This window comes from Pseudomonas crudilactis (assembly GCF_013433315.1).
Lineage (GTDB): Bacteria > Pseudomonadota > Gammaproteobacteria > Pseudomonadales > Pseudomonadaceae > Aquipseudomonas > Aquipseudomonas crudilactis.
This window is the reverse complement of record NZ_WXVV01000015.1, coordinates 39,784-53,801: the sequence shown is the minus strand read 5'-3', so window position 1 is coordinate 53,801 and position 14,018 is coordinate 39,784. Positions and strand designations below refer to the sequence as shown.

General features: G+C 58.4%; 14 protein-coding genes. 8 read left to right on the top strand and 6 right to left on the bottom strand.

The window, feature by feature from the left end:
- Positions 1-149: 149 nt before the first annotated feature.
- From GTU76_RS17465 to GTU76_RS17455, 3 genes are all read left to right on the top strand, one after another.
- On the top strand, positions 150-1,271 hold the full coding sequence (locus tag GTU76_RS17465) for a beta-ketoacyl-ACP synthase III (RefSeq protein WP_016986790.1): 1,122 nt from the start codon (positions 150-152) through the stop codon (positions 1,269-1,271).
- Between the two features lie 135 nt (positions 1,272-1,406).
- Positions 1,407-2,018, top strand: a complete 612-nt coding sequence (locus GTU76_RS17460) for an RNA polymerase sigma factor (RefSeq protein ID WP_016986789.1) — start codon at positions 1,407-1,409, stop codon at positions 2,016-2,018.
- Positions 2,012-2,251, top strand: a complete 240-nt coding sequence (locus GTU76_RS17455) for an anti-sigma factor family protein (protein WP_175555068.1) — start codon at positions 2,012-2,014, stop codon at positions 2,249-2,251. The genes GTU76_RS17460 and GTU76_RS17455 overlap by 7 nt, the downstream gene beginning before the upstream one ends.
- Before the next feature lie 153 nt (positions 2,252-2,404).
- Here the strand turns inward: GTU76_RS17455 and GTU76_RS17450 are convergent, their stop codons facing one another.
- Positions 2,405-3,727, bottom strand: a complete 1,323-nt coding sequence (locus tag GTU76_RS17450) for a putative porin (protein ID WP_180699187.1) — start codon at positions 3,725-3,727, stop codon at positions 2,405-2,407.
- Between the two features lie 280 nt (positions 3,728-4,007).
- Here GTU76_RS17450 and GTU76_RS17445 point away from each other — a divergent pair, with 280 nt between their 5' ends.
- Positions 4,008-5,132 carry a GNAT family N-acetyltransferase gene (locus GTU76_RS17445; protein WP_180699186.1) on the top strand — a complete coding sequence of 375 codons (1,125 nt, stop codon included), beginning with the start codon at positions 4,008-4,010 and terminating at the stop codon, positions 5,130-5,132.
- Between the two features lie 117 nt (positions 5,133-5,249).
- Here GTU76_RS17445 and aqpZ read toward each other — a convergent pair whose 3' ends face one another.
- From aqpZ to GTU76_RS17420, 5 genes are all read right to left on the bottom strand, one after another.
- Positions 5,250-5,942 (bottom strand): aquaporin Z, encoded by a 693-nt coding sequence (gene aqpZ, locus GTU76_RS17440; protein ID WP_016985960.1) that lies wholly within the window; start codon positions 5,940-5,942, stop codon positions 5,250-5,252.
- Positions 5,943-6,237: 295 nt separating this feature from the next.
- Positions 6,238-8,070, bottom strand: a complete 1,833-nt coding sequence (locus GTU76_RS17435; protein WP_180699185.1) for an ABC transporter ATP-binding protein — start codon at positions 8,068-8,070, stop codon at positions 6,238-6,240.
- A gap of 88 nt (positions 8,071-8,158) precedes the next feature.
- Entirely contained in the window at positions 8,159-8,722 is a 564-nt protein-coding gene (locus GTU76_RS17430; RefSeq protein ID WP_016985958.1) for a peptidylprolyl isomerase A, read from the bottom strand.
- 3 nt (positions 8,723-8,725) lie between these two features.
- Positions 8,726-9,529 carry an alpha/beta fold hydrolase gene (locus GTU76_RS17425; RefSeq protein WP_180699184.1) on the bottom strand — a complete coding sequence of 268 codons (804 nt, stop codon included), beginning with the start codon at positions 9,527-9,529 and terminating at the stop codon, positions 8,726-8,728.
- 14 nt (positions 9,530-9,543) lie between these two features.
- The gene (locus tag GTU76_RS17420; RefSeq protein ID WP_007914443.1) at positions 9,544-10,467 is read right to left on the bottom strand and encodes a PA3225 family LysR-type transcriptional regulator; all 924 of its coding nucleotides are present in this window, start codon (positions 10,465-10,467) and stop codon (positions 9,544-9,546) included.
- A gap of 49 nt (positions 10,468-10,516) precedes the next feature.
- Here GTU76_RS17420 and GTU76_RS17415 point away from each other — a divergent pair, with 49 nt between their 5' ends.
- From GTU76_RS17415 to GTU76_RS17400, 4 genes are all read left to right on the top strand, one after another.
- Positions 10,517-10,831 carry a 3-phosphoglycerate kinase gene (locus GTU76_RS17415; RefSeq protein ID WP_180699183.1) on the top strand — a complete coding sequence of 105 codons (315 nt, stop codon included), beginning with the start codon at positions 10,517-10,519 and terminating at the stop codon, positions 10,829-10,831.
- Between the two features lie 230 nt (positions 10,832-11,061).
- Entirely contained in the window at positions 11,062-11,661 is a 600-nt protein-coding gene (locus tag GTU76_RS17410) for an FMN-dependent NADH-azoreductase (protein ID WP_016985955.1), read from the top strand.
- Positions 11,662-12,006: 345 nt separating this feature from the next.
- Complete coding sequence (locus GTU76_RS17405; RefSeq protein ID WP_016985954.1) at positions 12,007-12,873, top strand: carboxylate/amino acid/amine transporter; 867 nt, start codon at positions 12,007-12,009, stop codon at positions 12,871-12,873.
- A 108-nt stretch (positions 12,874-12,981) separates the two neighbouring features.
- Positions 12,982-13,833 (top strand): GIN domain-containing protein, encoded by an 852-nt coding sequence (locus tag GTU76_RS17400; RefSeq protein WP_175555064.1) that lies wholly within the window; start codon positions 12,982-12,984, stop codon positions 13,831-13,833.
- Positions 13,834-14,018 lie beyond the last annotated feature (185 nt).

Below are 14,018 nucleotides of genomic sequence, written 5' to 3'. Positions count from 1 at the left end.
ACGCCGGTTTCGCGACCCAGAGCCTTCGGCCGTGGTGCGAGACGGAATAAAGCGATGCCAGGTTTGCGTCCCCGGGACGGGAATAGACCCTTTGTGTGTTGGTACGACGGTTCCAGCACTTTCTGCCTGAACAGATTAGAGAAACGACCATGCATAATGTCGTCATCAGCGGCACCGGCCTGTACACCCCGGCCAACAGCATCTCCAACGAAGAGCTGGTGCAGTCTTTCAATACCTACGTCGCCCAGTTCAACGCCGACAACGCCGACGCGATCGCCAGCGGCGAAGTCCAGGCCCTGACCGAATCCAGCGCCGCGTTTATCGAAAAGGCTTCCGGCATCAAGAGCCGCTTTGTCATGGACAAGGACGGCATCCTCGATCCACAACGCATGGCTCCGCGCCTGCCAGAGCGTTCCAACGACGAATGGTCGGTGCTCTGCCAGATGGCCATCGGCGCCGCCGAACAGGCCCTGCAACGCGCTGGCAAAACCGCCGCTGACATCGACGGCGTGATCGTCGCCTGCTCCAACCTGCAGCGTGCCTACCCGGCCATCGCCATCGAAGTCCAGGAAGCTCTGGGCATTCAGGGTTTCGGTTTCGACATGAACGTGGCCTGTTCCTCGGCGACTTTCGGTATTCAAGCCGCAGCCAACAGCGTGCAGCTGGGCCAGGCCCGGGCGATCCTGATGGTCAACCCGGAAGTCTGCACCGGTCACCTGAACTTCCGTGACCGCGACAGCCACTTCATCTTCGGCGATGCCGCAACTGCGGTGATCATCGAGCGCGCTGACACCGCAACGTCCAAGCACCAGTTCGATGTAGTCAGCACCAAACTGCTGACCAAGTTCTCCAACAACATCCGCAATAACTTCGGCTTCCTCAACCGCGCAGCGGAAGAGGGTATCGGTACCCGCGACAAGCTGTTCGTGCAGGAAGGCCGCAAGGTTTTCAAGGATGTCTGCCCGATGGTTGCCGAGCTGATCGGCGAGCATCTGCAAGAGAACCAGCTCAACGTCGGCGACGTGAAACGCTTCTGGTTGCACCAGGCCAATCTGAGCATGAACCACCTGATAGTGCGCAAACTGCTCGGCCGCGAGGCTACCGAAGAAGAAGCGCCGGTGATTCTCGACACCTACGCCAACACCAGCTCCGCAGGTTCGGTGATTGCTTTCCACAAATATCAGGACGATCTGGCTGCCGGTTCGCTGGCGGTGTTGAGTTCGTTCGGTGCTGGCTATTCGATCGGCAGCGTGATTCTGCGCAAGCGTTGAAAAGGGTTTAATTTCCCCTTAATTGCGCCGACCTTTCCTACATCCGAATCGGCTCAAACGCTGTAATTTTCGGAAATGGCGGCAGGTGAAGACCTGCCGCTGTCATTTTCGGAATCGGGAACAGGAGATTGATGGATGGCGGCTGACGACACCCAACTGCTTGCGCGCCTGCTGGCCGGTGAGCAACAGGCTTTCAAGGAACTGGTGACGACGTATCAGAGCGCCATGCGCGCGGTGGCGTATGCGATTGTCGGGCAGCGCCATGTCGAAGAAGTGGTGCAGGACGCCTGGCTGTCAGTGGTACGTCACATCGGCAGCTTCGAAGGTCGCTCCAGTCTCAAGACCTGGCTTCTGACCATCACCGCCAACTCAGCGAAAAGCCGTTATAAACACAATCGCCGCGAAGTGTTGATGGATGATTTGCCATCGCCCCACGGCACCATTGATGACGACCGCTTTTCTCCCGGTGACGGCCATTGGCTGGTCGCCCCGTTCGCCTGGCACCAGGACACACCGGAAGCGCTGTTGACCGAGAGCGAATTGCGCGAATGTCTGGAGCACACCCTGCTGAACCTGTCGGAACTGCAAAGCAGCGTTTTGTTGTTGCGCGAACGCCAAGGGCTGGAGCTGGAGGAAATCTGTAATCTTCTGGAGATCTCGCTCTCCAATGTCCGCGTGCTGCTGCATCGGGCACGTTTGAAGGTCTTCGCGACCGTGGAGCATTTTGAGGAGACCGGGGAATGCTGACCTGCAAGGAACAAGTGGCGCGCTCCAGCGATTATCTCGATGGCCAATTGAGCTTTCGCGAAAAGCTGATGGTGCGTCATCACCTGATGTTTTGCCCGAACTGTCGGCGTTTCATTCGTCAGATGCGGTTGATGCAAGCCACCTTGAAGGCGATGCCGGAGAAACCGGAGGACGGGGTGGATGCGCTGGCTGAGCGTCTGGCCGAGCAACGACGAAAAGATAATCCCCTGTAGGAGCTGCCGAAGGCTGCGATCTTTTGATCTTTGAAAACAAGATCAAAAGATCGCAGCCTTCGGCAGCTCCTACATAGGAAATAGCCCAGCGCGGGTGAAACGAACGGATGATGGGGATCGTCCCGCCCGCACCGGGCTATAGGGTGAAGCGTTTTAGAACTTGGCTTCCGCGTCCAGCTGCAGGGTGTTGGCGTCAGCATCACGCTGAGTACGGCTGGCGAAATCGGCCTTGGTCAGGAAGTACGTAGCGCCGATGGCGAAGTTCTTGTCGATGTCGTAACCGACCTTGAACTTGTGGCCACGGGAACCGGTGGTGCCGTTGGCGAAGTCGGAGTCGGTGAAGGCGCCGACCACGGCGTTGCGCTGCACGTCACGATAGTTGTAATCGAGGTTCAGGCCGAAGACTTTCGACTTGGCACCCAACAGCCATGCAGTGTCCTGATCGGTCACGGCATCGTTGTTCTTCACGTACTGACCGTAGAACGACAGGGGCATCGGCAGACCGCCGATGTCGACCTGGCTGAACCCTTCATACAGACGGAATTCGTTGTTGGCCGAGTTGCCGTTGACCGCCAGCGCGCACGGCGTGGAAGTACCGGTGCAACGGCTGTCTTCGTCGTTCTGGTAGGCGTAGACACTGCCGCCCAAGGTGACTTTCAGGTTGTCGGTGATGTTGAAGCGGCTACCCAACTGGCCGGCGGTCAGACGCAAGTCGTGACGGAATTGCACGCCATCGCCGTCGACGTTGTCCTTGAGGTTGTAGTTACCCAGGCTGCCGAACAGTTCGGCGCTGCCGCCCAGAGGGTATTTGTAAGTAACGGCCAGACCTTCCGGGTTGATGTCGCTATCCCAGATCACGTCGCCCATGCTGACCCACGGCTGAAGCATCTTGCCGCCGATGATGTGCAGGTTCTTGATCTGATCGGGGTGGTAGTCGATGTAGCCGAGGTCAAGCCAGATCTGCTTCTTGTCGAAGTAGTTGTCCTGGTCCTGGTTGGTCGAACGGGCATCGTCGCCGCCGCCGGTGGCGATACGGATGCCGGTGTCGACTTGCGGGTTGATCTCGGTGTAGGCACCCAGACGGGCACGGATGCGCTGACGATCCTTGTCGCGGCCGCCGTTGTTCGGCTCGCCGTCGATCTTGATGGTTTCCTGACGGATACGTACGTCGCCCTTGAACTGGGTCTTGGCCGCCCAGGCCAGTTTCTGGTCGAAGATGCTTTGTTCGTTGGTTTTCTTCGCAACGGCGGCGACTTGTTCGTTGGTCTCTTGCTGCGCCTGCTGCGCGATTTGCTGAGCCTTCTGATCCTTGGCCAGTTCAGTTTGCAGTTCGATGTACTGCGCCTGGGAAATGGAACCGTTAGCCTTGAGCATGTCGAGCAGTTTGGCGTCGACTGCAGCACTGGCCGGAACACTCATGGCCAGCAACAAGCCACCGCACAGGGCCGCCGCAGTTTTCGTGGAAGCAAGACGCATAGCAATCTCCGAAGATGAGAGGGATGGCTGAACCATCCCGGGCACAACCGACGCATACGGTCGGAAAACAGTGTCCGGGTAGAACCCGGCGCTCTAAAAACAGGCGCCAGTATCGCGATGGTTTATGACAGAGCAGTGGCACAGTGATGGCAGGATGATGACGATATCGATTCGCCCTGAACTATTGATCTAGAGCGCTGTCGGCCGATTGCGGGTGTGCAATGTCGCGCAATCGGCGATACTCGCCGGGCGCTGAAGTCCTGTTGTGGAGAGCTTGTTGATGCCGTTGCAACGCCTGCAAAACCTGTCGCAAATCGCCTCGGCAAGCTGGGATGCACTGGTGCCTGAAAGCCAGCCATTTTTGCGCCATGCCTTCCTCAGTGCGCTGGAAGACAGTGGCAGCGTTGGCCCCCACAGTGGCTGGCAGCCGGAGCATTTGCTGCACATCGAAGATGACCGTCTGATCGCCGCGTTACCCAGTTACCGCAAGTGGCATTCCTACGGCGAGTACGTGTTCGATCATGGCTGGGCCGACGCTTGTGCCCGCGCCGGCATCGATTACTACCCCAAGCTGTTGAGCGCTGTGCCGTTCAGTCCGGTCAGCGGCCCACGCTTGCTCGCGGCCAATGTCGAAGACGGTTTTGAGCTGCTCAAGAGTCTGCCCGGCTATCTGGAAATCGAAGGGCTTTCCAGCGCCCACATCAATTTCACCGACGCTTTCACCGACGCGGCGATGGCCGAACAGCCGGGCTGGCTGCAACGCATTGGCTGTCAATATCACTGGCAGAATCGCGGTTATCGCGACTTTCAGGATTTCCTCGACGCGCTCAGTTCGCGCAAGCGCAAACAGATGCGCAAGGAACGCGAGCAAGTGGCGGGGCAGGGCTTTGAGTTTGAATGGCTGGAAGGGCGTGAGCTGGACGAGGCGCAGTGGGATTTTGTCTACGCCTGTTACGCCAATACCTATGCGGTGCGGCGTCAGACGCCATACCTGACGCGGGAATTTTTCAGTCTGCTGGCCGAGCGCATGCCCGAAGCGATCCGCGTGGTACTGGCCAAACAGGGCTCACGGCCGGTGGCAATGGCCTTCAGTCTGGTCGGTGGCGACAGTTTCTATGGGCGTTACTGGGGATGTCTGGCGGAGTTCGATCGGCTGCACTTCGAGACCTGTTTTTATCAGGGGATGGAGTATGCAATTGCCCAGGGCTATCAGCGTTTCGATGCCGGGGCTCAGGGCGAACACAAGTTGATTCGCGGATTCGAACCGGTGATCACCCATTCGTGGCATTACCTGCGGCATCCGGGGCTGAAAGCGGCGGTAAAAGATTTCCTGCAACAGGAGCGCGCCGGCATTCTGGCGTATGCCGAAGAAGCTAAAACAGCCTTGCCTTATCGCCAGACATAGATCTCCTTGTGGGAGCGAGCTTGCTCGCGAAAGCGGTGTTTCAGTGACATTGATATCAGCTGACACACCGCCTTCGCGAGCAAGCTCGCTCCCACATTTGATGTGTATATGCCTTGTCTAGTCTTCCTTGCCCAGCCATCGATAAATCCCGCCACCGACCACCGCACCCATCAACGGCGCGACCCAGAACATCCACAACTGCGCAATCGCCCAGCCGCCGACCATCAGCGCCGGCCCCGTGCTGCGGGCTGGATTCACCGAGGTGTTGGTCACCGGAATCGAGATCAGGTGAATCAGCGTCAGGCCCAGGCCGATGGCGATCGGTGCCAGTCCCGGCGGTGCGCGTTTATCGGTGGCGCCGAGGATGATGATCACAAACATTGCGGTCATCACGAGCTCAGTGACAAACCCCGCCGCCATTGAGTACTTGCCCGGTGAATGCTCACCATAACCGTTGGACGCCAGGCCAGCGGCGATGTCGAAACCTTCCTTGCCGCTGGCGATGTGGGCGATCAGCGCCGCCGCGAGAATCGCGCCGAGTACTTGGGCAATGATGTAAGCGGGTAGCTCTTTGGCCGGAAACCGGCCGCCGACGAACAGACCGACCGACACGGCCGGGTTGAGATGACAGCCGCTGATGTGGCCGATGGCAAACGCCATGGTCAGCACCGTCAGACCAAACGCCAGGGCCACCCCCAGCACGCCGATTCCCAGCGGTGAAGACGCGGCGATCACCGCGCTGCCGCATCCACCCAATACCAACCAGAACGTACCCAACAACTCAGTGACTGAACGTTTGAACAGAGACATGAGAGCGTCCTTGATAGCTTCGCTATCGAGACTGCATCGAGTTGTGCGTCCTTGCAGACTTACGACAGGCTCCATTCCGGAACCTTGGCTGAGTACAGCAGGGTTTTGGTGGATTTCCAGCAGCCACAAAAAAACCGCCAGCGCCCGTGGTTAAAGGGCTGTGGCGGTTTTTGGAGTTGTCGCATGTCCACTGTGGGAGCGAGCTTGCTCGCGAAAGCGGTGGATCAGCAACGCAATTATCGACTGACACGGCGCCTTCGCGAGCAAGCTCGCTCCCACAGGGAAATCCAGTGCATCAATCGATGCCGACAAATCCCCCGGTCTGATGCGCCCACAACCGCGCATACAACCCGCGATGGGCGAGCAGTTCAGCATGGGTACCGCTCTCGGCAATCTTGCCGTTCTCCAGCACCACCAGCCGATCCATCCGCGCAATGGTCGAGAGCCGGTGCGCAATGGCGATCACGGTTTTGCCCTGCATCAGGGTTTCCAGGCTTTCCTGAATCGCCGCTTCGACTTCCGAATCCAGTGCCGAGGTGGCTTCGTCCATGATCAGGATCGGCGCGTCCTTGAGCAGCACGCGTGCAATAGCGATGCGCTGGCGCTGGCCGCCGGAGAGCTTGACCCCGCGCTCACCGACATGCGCATCAAAGCCTGTGCGGCCCTCAGCGTCAGACAGCAGCGGAATGAACTCATCGGCACGCGCCTTGTGCACTGCATCCCACAACTCGGCGTCGGTCGCATCCGGTTTGCCGTACAACAAATTGTCGCGGATCGAACGGTGCAGTAGCGAGGTGTCCTGGGTGATCATGCCGATGCGCGCACGCAGGCTTTCCTGGCCGACTTCGGCGATGTTCTGGCCGTCGATCATAATCCGTCCGCCCTCGACGTCGTACAGGCGCAGCAACAGGTTGACCAGCGTCGATTTACCCGCGCCGGACGGCCCGATCAAGCCGATTTTCTCGCCCGGTTTGATGTTCAGATTGAGGTCGCCAATGATGCCGCGCTTCTTGCCGTAGTGAAAATCCACGTGCTCGAAACGCACTTCGCCACGAGCCACTTCCAGCGGTTTGGCCTGCTCGTGATCGGTGACGCTGACCGGTTGCGAGATGGTGCGCAGACCGTCCTGGACCATGCCGATGTTTTCGAAGATGCCGGTGACCACCCACATGATCCAGCCGGACATGTTGACGATGCGAATCACCAGGCCGGTAGCCAAGGCGATCGCACCGACGGTGATCAGCGACTGCGTCCACAACCACAGAGCCAACGCTGTGGTCCCGACGATCAACAAGCCGTTCATGGCGGTGATTACCACGTCCATGCTGGTGACGACGCGGCCGGCCATTTGTGCTTTGACGGTCTGTTCCTCGATGGCTTCCTTGGCGTAATGCTGTTCGAAGTTGGTATGGGCGAACAGCTTCAGCGTGGCGATATTGGTGTAACCGTCGACGATGCGCCCCATCAGCTTCGAGCGCGCGTCGGAGGCTTCCACGGAACGGTCTTTCACCCGCGGTACGAAGTAATACAGCGCACCGATGTAGGCGACGATCCACGTCAACAGCGGGATCATCAGGCGCCAGTCGGCCTCGGCGAACAACACCAGCGAGCTGATCGCATAGATCACCACGTGCCAAAGCGCATCCACCGCTTGCACTGCCGAGTCACGCAGAGAGTTGCCGGTCTGCATGATGCGCTGGGCGATGCGTCCGGCGAAGTCGTTCTGGAAGAAATTCAGGCTCTGCTTGAGCACGTAGCTGTGGTTCTGCCAGCGGATCATGCTGGTCATGCCGGGACTCAACGTCTGGTGCACCAGCAAGTCATGCAGGCCGAAGAAGATCGGTCGCAGCACGAGGGCAACCACCAGCATCCACGTCAGTTCGAGGGCGTGGTCGCTGAAGAAATTCGGGTTGGGTGTGCCTTGGGCCAGGTCGATGATGCGGCTCAGATAACTGAACAGCGCCACTTCGATCAGCGCGGCAAACAGGCCAACGACGAGCAGGGCGGCAAAACTCGGCCAGACCTGCTTGAGGTAATAGGTGTAGAAGGGGAGAACGCGGTCCGGCGGAGACGCCGTCGGGGCGTCACGGAATATGTCGATCAGTTGTTCGAAACGGCGATAGAGCATCAGATAACCGCCCGGAGTACGGGCTCTCCTTTTATCGGTGTGAGCGGCGTGAGGTTGAATTCACGCCGCTCGATACGCCCTGTGCAGCTTAGTCGATGACTTTGGCCGACTTGATGATCACAGGGTCGACAGGCACGTTTTGCATGCCGCTTTTGGTGGTGGTTTGCGAGTTGACGATGATGTCGACCACGTCCATGCCCTTGACCACTTTGGCGAACACCGCGTAACCGGCGTCACGGCCCGGATCAAGGAACGCGTTGTCAGCCACGTTGATGAAGAACTGGCTGGTGGCCGAATCCGGGTTGGAGGTGCGTGCCATCGACAAGGTGCCGCGAACGTTGTGCAGGCCGTTGCTGGCTTCGTTCTTGATCGGTGCCTTGGTGTCTTTCTGTTGCATCTGCTGGGTGAAACCGCCGCCCTGAGCCATGAAGCCCGGGATCACACGGTGGAAAATGGTGTTGGTGTAGAAGCCGCTGTTGACGTAATCCAGAAAATTCTTGGTACTGATTGGCGCCTTGACCGGATCCAGTTCGATTTCGATCTGGCCGTTGGTGGTGTCCAGCAGCACGTGCGGTGCTTTGGCCGGCGTGGCAGCCATCAGGTTGGCGGCAAACAGCACAGTACCAGCGGCGAGGGCGATTTTTTTCAACATGGGTCAGTGATCCTGAGATTGAATATCGGCTGCGGCGAGGAACTCCAGCAGCGTTTGATTGAAGCGTTCTGGTTGATCGAGCGGGGTGGCGTGGCGCGAATCGTCGATCACCACCAGCCGCGCATTGGGCAGCAGTTTTACATAGGTTTCTTTCAGCGCGACAGGTGTGTAGTCACGGTCGGCGCTGACGATGAGGGTTGGACAGGTCACCCGGGAAAGTCGTTCCTGAACCCCCCAGCCCACAATCGCATCGAAGCTGGCGAGATAAGCACGTTTGTCGTTTTTTGCCCAGCGTTCGGCCATTTTCAGCCGCAGATCGGCTTGTTCCGGTTTAGGGAAAAGCTTGCCGCCCAGGGCTTTGCCGATGGTGGCGAGGCTGAGCACGCGCATCAGACTCCAGCGCTTGAACCACTGCCAGTAGTCATCGCGGCTACGCAGTTTGACTTCGGGCGCGCTGTTGACGATGGTCAGGCTCTTGAGCATTTGCGGATGATCGACGCCGAACTGGAAGCCGATCATCCCGCCCATCGACAGCCCGACGTAATGCACCGGGCCGAGGTTCAAGTGCTCGATCAGCGCAACCATGTCGGCGCTGAAACCGGCGATGCTGTAGCGCTCACGGGGTTTGTCCGAGCGCCCGTGGCCGCGTACGTCAGGGACGATCACCCGGTAATGCTCGGCCAGCGCCGGGATCTGCATTTCCCAGTCCAGTGTGCTCGAGCCGAGCCCGTGAACCAGCAGCAACGGCGTGCCGTGGCCATATTCCTCGTAGTACAGGTTGCAACCTTCGTGCTCGAACCAGGCCATCGGTCAACTCCGTGTCAGGCTTGTTCAGGGGCGGCGAACGGGGCGTCCAGCGGCAAAGTGTCGAAGGTGCGCAGCAGTTCGATGAGGATTTGCGTGGCCGGGCCCAAGGGTTTGTCCTTGTTCGAATACAGATAGAAGCTGGAGTTGCGGTTGCCGCCCCTGTCCAACGGTAGCAGCTTGAGCGAGCCATCCTTGAGTTCTCGTTCAATCATGTGCCGAGGCAACCAGGCAAAACCCAGTCCGCTGCTGACAAATGTCGCGGCGGTGGCGAGGCTGCCGACCGTCCAGCGCTGTTCAGCGCCGAGCCAGCCGACATCCCGTGGCTGCTGGCGGCCGGAGTCGCGGATGACCACTTGCATCTGGGTTTCCAGATCCTGAAAACTCAGTTCGCGATTGAGCCGATGCAGCGGGTGATCGGGATGGGCGACGGCGACGAACTCGACGTCGCTCAATTCCGCGCCGAGATAACCGGGAATGCTCAGGCCAGTGATGGCCAGATCGGCCACGCCTTCAAGCAGCACTTCTTCGACACCCGACAATACTTCCTCACGCAGACGCACGCGGCAGCCGCGACTCTGTGGCATGAACGCGGTCAACGCGCGGACGATGCGCGCACTTGGATAGGCGGCGTCGACCACCAGCCGCACTTCGGCTTCCCAGCCTTGCTCCATGTGATGGGCAAGATCTTCCAGTTGACTGGCCTGTTTCACCAATTGCCGCGAACGGCGCAGCAATACGCCACCGGCTTCGGTGAGCACGGCTTTACGCCCATCGATGCGCAGCAACGGCACGCCGAGCTGGTCCTGCATGCGGGCGACGGTGTAACTCACCGACGATTGCGAACGGTGCAAGGCCTCGGCGGCCTGAGCGAATCCGCCGTGGTCGACCACGGCCTGCAATGTTCGCCATTGATCAAGGGTCACGCGGGGCGCTTTCATCAATAGCTCCTCTTGTCCTAAGCTGGCCGTCCCTCATGGAGACTGCCGAATGAAAAAAATCTGTTGTGTGCTGCTGGCGCTGCTTCCGTTGACTGCTTTCGCGTACCCGATTGATGTGCAGAAAGACCTCAACGGCATGAAGATCGACTACGAGACCTTCGACACCGATAACGACATCGGCTCGATTCGGGTGGCCAACTACGGTGATGTCGACGCAGTGTGCAAGGCCGTCTTCACCAATGGCCCCGAGGCGCCGCGCACCCGCAACATCGAAGTGGCAGCCGGCAAACATAAAAACGCCACGGCCAAGTTCACCCGCGAGATCATCAAACTGCGCATCAAACTGACCTGCACCCCGAAATAACAGTCGCCTCCTGTAGGAGTGAGCCTGCTCGCGATAGCGGTGTCCCAGATAAATCAATATCGCCTGACACACCGCTATCGCGAGCAGGCTCACTCCTACAAGAGCATGGTTCAGCATGTAAACGAATTATTCGATACTTTGCAGCAATTATTTGCGCTTTTTCATCGATTCAACTCTGTTTAACCTTCACTCCATCGACTTACAACATTCTCGGATGGAGGCTACACACCATGTCCCGCGTTCTGATCATCGAAAGCAGCGCCCGCCAGCAAGACTCGGTATCCCGTCAACTGACCCAGACCTTCATCAGTCAGTGGAAAGCGGCGCATCCCAACGATCAGATCACCGTACGTGACCTCGCCGCGAACCCGGTACCACACCTGGACAGCAACCTGCTGGGTGGCTGGATGAAACCCGCCGAGCAGCGCAACGCCAACGAGCAATCGTCGCTTGATCGTTCCAACGAATTGACCGATGAGTTGCTCGCCGTCGACGTACTGGTGATGGCGGCGCCGATGTACAACTTCGCCATCCCGAGCACCCTCAAGGCCTGGCTCGACCACGTGCTGCGTGCCGGTGTGACCTTCAAATACACCGAAACCGGCCCGCAAGGTCTGCTCAGCGGCAAGCGTGCCTACGTACTCACCGCTCGCGGCGGTATCTACGCCGGCGGCCCGGCGGATCATCAGGAACCGTACCTGCGTCAGGTCATGGGCTTCATCGGCATCAACGACGTGACGTTCATTCACGCCGAGGGCATGAATCTCGGTGGCGACTTCCAGGAGAAAGGTCTGAATCAGGCCAACGCCAAGCTGTCCCAGGTCGCTTGATATGTTAATCGCCAGATAATCGCCGATTGTTTAAGTGACCTGGCGCAACCCCTTCAAGGCTCTACGCGCATCGAACCTCCCTTTGCACTTGTTGCTCCTGAGTGCTGTAGCCCGATTGAACGCATTAGCGAGATCGGGCTTTTTTTTGCCTGCGATTCGTTGAATGTCATCAGATCCCTGTGGGAGCGAGCTTGCTCGCGAAAGCGATATTTCATTCAGCAACGATGTTTACTGACACGGCCTCTTCGCGAGCAAGCTCGCTCCCACAGGAATCGGCGTTGTTCGAGGGTTCGCGGTCTTGCGCAAAAACCGCTATCGTCGCCGCCATTCGATTTCGAGGCGAGCATGGGCTATCTACTTTTTGTCACGCTGATTCAGGCGTTTTCCTTCAGCCTGATCGGCGAATACCTCGCCGGTCACGTCGACAGTTATTTCGCGGTGCTGGTGCGCGTCGTGCTGGCGGGGCTCGTGTTTATCCCGCTGACCCGCTGGCGTTCGGTGGAACCTTCGTTCATGCGCGGCATGCTGGTGATCGGCGCGTTGCAGTTCGGTGTGACTTACGTTTGCCTCTATCTGAGCTTCCGTGTGCTGACGGTGCCCGAGGTGTTGCTGTTCACCATCCTCACACCGCTGCACGTGACACTGATCGAAGATGCGCTGAACCGACGCTTCAACCCGTGGGCGCTGATCGCTGCGCTGGTGGCGGTGAGCGGGGCGGCGGTGATTCGTTTCGACAGCGTCAGTCCGGACTTCTTCATGGGCTTCCTGCTGCTGCAACTGGCCAACTTCACCTACGCCGCCGGGCAGGTGATGTACAAGCATCTGGTGGCGAAACACCCGAGCGACCTGCCGCATTACCGCCGTTTCGGCTTCTTCTACCTCGGCGCGCTGGCGGTGGTGCTACCGGCATTCCTGATGTTCGGCAAAGCCAACTTCCTCCCGGAAGCGCCGCTGCAATGGGGCGTGTTGCTGTTCCTCGGCCTGGTCTCGACCGCGCTGGGCATGTACTGGTGGAACAAGGGCGCGTGCATGGTCAACGGCGGCACGCTGGCGGTGATGAACAACCTGCATGTGCCGGTGGGCTTGCTGCTGAACTTGCTGATCTGGAATCAGCATGAGGAATTGGGGCGGTTGTTTCTCGGCGGCAGCGTGATACTGGCAGCCGTGTGGATCAGCCGGTTGGGGAACAGGCACGTTCCTCAATCAAGGTAGGCATCGTCGTTGGCGCAGGATTTGATTTTGATGGACCAAGGAACACCACAACCGGTGGTTACGAACCTTGCGGGCATTCATGGACAACCGGACTAAAGGATTGACTGCGTGAGATCTGCGTACTGCAAAGTGATTTTGGCTGCTTCCCTCGTGGGCAGCCTGACGGGGTTTGGCTATATAGGAGTGATCCATCAAGGCAATAAGGCAAGTTCGGCAGAGTTTGAGGAGGGGCAATCGGCGGCCGGAAATGCAATAACGCCAGAAACCCCGCGAATCCGGTCAATGGCGATCCCCTCCAGGATCATGGATGCCCGTTTATTGCAGACGGTAAGGTCGTTAACCGTAGCAACCATTGTTGATGTCGAAGTTTTCCAATCCGAGAGTGCTGTTTTCGAGGTCGTGGGCGAAAGTCAGGAGCTCATTGACTCGATAAAAGCGGACTACGCAGAAGGTAACCTGATACTCAGCCATAAGCGGGGCAATTCCCGATTGCTCTCGTGCGGGAACGCCTCTGCATCGACGGATCTGACAGGCGGGGTTGTGGTTATCAATACACAAGGGGAAAGCAAGACAGCTCCGTGCCCGCTGGTGAGGATCGGTGTCAGGAAAATCCCTGAAATCAAAGTCGAGAGCAGTGGCGATGTAAAAGTCATGAACGTGAGTCAGGAGCAACTCGTTCTCAGCATCCACGGTTCTGGAAACATTTCGGCCGATGGGAGGGTTAAGTCGTTGATGATCCAGATTCATGGCTCGGGTGATCTAAACACGACGAAGATGCCGGCGGACAGGGTTTCGATCCTTTCTCAGGGATCGGGTGACGTCACTGTCGCGGTCAAGGAGCAACTGCAGTCGACGCTACAAGGTTCGGGCGACATTACAGTCTTGGGAAACCCGGTGAGCTTGCAAAGTTCGAAGAACGGATCGGGGAACTATCGATTCGTCAGTAAAAGTGTAAAGTAAATTGTAAGTTTTTGAGGTTTTAAACGAATACGCTTGCTAAAGGTCAGTCGGCTTTGCTAGGCGTTGTAGGAGTGGAAGGTGAGCGATCACTAGTTCTTGAAAAAATTAGCAATAATTACTATCGGGCGGTATTGCCTTCGACTTGTAACGCAATTATGATCCCGCGCCTCGGACCAGTCGTCTTG

Excerpts from the sequence above, each read along its gene's own strand:
- GTU76_RS17465 (WP_016986790.1), top strand. The coding sequence starts at position 150 with ATGCATAATGTCGTCATCAGCGGCACCGGCCTGTACACCCCGGCCAAC.
- GTU76_RS17460 (WP_016986789.1), top strand. The coding sequence starts at position 1,407 with ATGGCGGCTGACGACACCCAACTGCTTGCGCGCCTGCTGGCCGGTGAG.
- GTU76_RS17455 (WP_175555068.1), top strand. The coding sequence starts at position 2,012 with ATGCTGACCTGCAAGGAACAAGTGGCGCGCTCCAGCGATTATCTCGAT.
- GTU76_RS17450 (WP_180699187.1), bottom strand. The coding sequence starts at position 3,727 with ATGCGTCTTGCTTCCACGAAAACTGCGGCGGCCCTGTGCGGTGGCTTG.
- GTU76_RS17445 (WP_180699186.1), top strand. The coding sequence starts at position 4,008 with ATGCCGTTGCAACGCCTGCAAAACCTGTCGCAAATCGCCTCGGCAAGC.
- aqpZ (WP_016985960.1), bottom strand. The coding sequence starts at position 5,942 with ATGTCTCTGTTCAAACGTTCAGTCACTGAGTTGTTGGGTACGTTCTGG.
- GTU76_RS17435 (WP_180699185.1), bottom strand. The coding sequence starts at position 8,070 with ATGCTCTATCGCCGTTTCGAACAACTGATCGACATATTCCGTGACGCC.
- GTU76_RS17430 (WP_016985958.1), bottom strand. The coding sequence starts at position 8,722 with ATGTTGAAAAAAATCGCCCTCGCCGCTGGTACTGTGCTGTTTGCCGCC.
- GTU76_RS17425 (WP_180699184.1), bottom strand. The coding sequence starts at position 9,529 with ATGGCCTGGTTCGAGCACGAAGGTTGCAACCTGTACTACGAGGAATAT.
- GTU76_RS17420 (WP_007914443.1), bottom strand. The coding sequence starts at position 10,467 with ATGAAAGCGCCCCGCGTGACCCTTGATCAATGGCGAACATTGCAGGCC.
- GTU76_RS17415 (WP_180699183.1), top strand. The coding sequence starts at position 10,517 with ATGAAAAAAATCTGTTGTGTGCTGCTGGCGCTGCTTCCGTTGACTGCT.
- GTU76_RS17410 (WP_016985955.1), top strand. The coding sequence starts at position 11,062 with ATGTCCCGCGTTCTGATCATCGAAAGCAGCGCCCGCCAGCAAGACTCG.
- GTU76_RS17405 (WP_016985954.1), top strand. The coding sequence starts at position 12,007 with ATGGGCTATCTACTTTTTGTCACGCTGATTCAGGCGTTTTCCTTCAGC.